Origin of the sequence: Variovorax soli NBRC 106424, assembly GCF_001591385.1 — a bacterium.
GTDB classification, from domain to species: Bacteria; Pseudomonadota; Gammaproteobacteria; order Burkholderiales; family Burkholderiaceae_C; genus Variovorax; species Variovorax soli.
The window spans coordinates 1-1,686 of sequence record NZ_BCUU01000220.1; the positions used below are offsets into that span (position 1 = coordinate 1).

Genomic DNA, 1,686 nt, shown 5'->3' on the forward strand with positions numbered 1-1,686 from the left:
TCGCGCCCGCCCTCACCCCAGCCCTCTCCCAGAGGGAGAGGGGGCAAGACCAACCCCTGATCACCGACGCGCACCTGGAGTCGCCGGACGACTTCTACGAAGCGCTCATCGAAACCCATCAGGGCCTCTCCACCGAGGAAAGCCATGCGCTCAACGCGCGTCTGGTGCTCCTGCTGGCCAACCACATCGGATCGCTGCCGGTCCTGCGCGAGGCGCTGGCCGCCGCGCGCGACGCCTGACCGCCTTCATTCATTTTCGGGAGCAAAGAAACCATGAGTTCGTCACACACCAGCGAGCGCCGCTACCAGAGCGGCTTCGGCAACGAGTACGCCACCGAGGCGGTGGCCGGCGCGCTGCCGCAGGGCCGCAACAGCCCGCAGCGCGCGCCCTTCGACCTGTACCCCGAGCTGATCTCCGGTTCGGCCTTCACCGCGCCGCGCCACGAGAACCGCCGCAGCTGGCTGTATCGCCGCCAGCCCTCGGTGGTGGCGGGCCGCTACCAGCCGTATGCGCAGCCCCACTGGCACACCGGCGGCGACCGCGCCATTGCCGTGCCGCCCGAGCCGATGCGCTGGCACCCCTCGCCCCTGCCGGCCAACCTGGCCGACATCGACTTCGTGGACGGCGTGCACACCATGTGCGCCAACGGCGACGCCGATGCGCAGCAGGGCGTGGCCGCGCACATCTACATGGCCGGCCGCTCGATGGAGCGCCGCGCCTTCGTCAATGCCGACGGCGAGATCCTCTTCGTGCCGCAGCAGGGCCGGGTGGTCATCACCAGCGAGATGGGCGTGCTGGAGATCAAGCCGGGCGAGATCGCGCTGGTGCCGCGCGGCGTGGTGTTCAAGGTGGCATTGCCCGACGGACCGTCGCGCGGCTACCTGTGCGAGAACTACGGCGCGCAGTTCCGCCTGCCCGAGCTGGGCCCCATCGGCTCCAACGGCCTGGCCAATGCGCGCGACTTCCAGGCGCCGGTGGCCGCCTACGAGCACGCCGAGCAGGACGGCAAGGTGGCTTACGAGCTGGTGAAGAAGTTTGGCGGCCGCTTCTGGACGGCGCCCACCAGCCATTCGCCCTTCAACGTGGTGGCCTGGCACGGCAACCTGTCGCCGGTGAAGTACGACACGGCCAACTTCATGACCATCGGCTCGATCAGCTTCGACCATCCCGATCCGTCCATCTTCACCGTGCTCACCTCGCCCAGCGACACGCCCGGCACGGCCAACTGCGACTTCGTCATCTTCCCGCCGCGCTGGCTGGTCATGGAAGACACCTTCCGTCCGCCCTGGTACCACCGCAACGTGATGAGCGAGTTCATGGGCCTGGTGTACGGCGAGTACGACGCCAAGCCGGGCGGCTTCAAGCCCGGCGGCGCCAGCCTGCACAACGCCATGGTGCCGCACGGCCCGGACGAGGAAGCCTTCGACAAGGCCAGCCATGCCGACCTCAAGCCGCAGAAGCTGGACAACACGCTGGCCTTCATGTTCGAGAGCCGCTACCGCTTCATTCCCACCGCGTCCGCACTCCACAGCCCGTCGCTCGACACCGACTACGCCGACTGCTGGGCGGGCCTGAAGGACCAGTTCAAGACCTGAGCCTTCTTGCTCCCTCCCCCGCTGGGGGAGGGCAGGGGTGGGGGCCGCACGCCCTCAGCCCATGAAACACGATAGAACCAGCGCACCGCGA

2 protein-coding genes are annotated in these 1,686 nt (G+C 68.5%); both read left to right on the forward strand.

Going from position 1 to position 1,686, the window contains the following annotated elements; translation table 11 throughout:
- Positions 1-56 precede the first annotated feature (56 nt).
- Positions 57-239 carry a DUF2783 domain-containing protein gene (locus VSO01S_RS26445; protein WP_068645709.1) on the forward strand — a complete coding sequence of 61 codons (183 nt, stop codon included), beginning with the start codon at positions 57-59 and terminating at the stop codon, positions 237-239.
- Between the two features lie 33 nt (positions 240-272).
- Positions 273-1,595 (forward strand): homogentisate 1,2-dioxygenase, encoded by a 1,323-nt coding sequence (gene hmgA, locus VSO01S_RS26450; RefSeq protein ID WP_068645708.1) that lies wholly within the window; start codon positions 273-275, stop codon positions 1,593-1,595.
- The last annotated feature ends 91 nt before the right edge of the window (positions 1,596-1,686 follow it).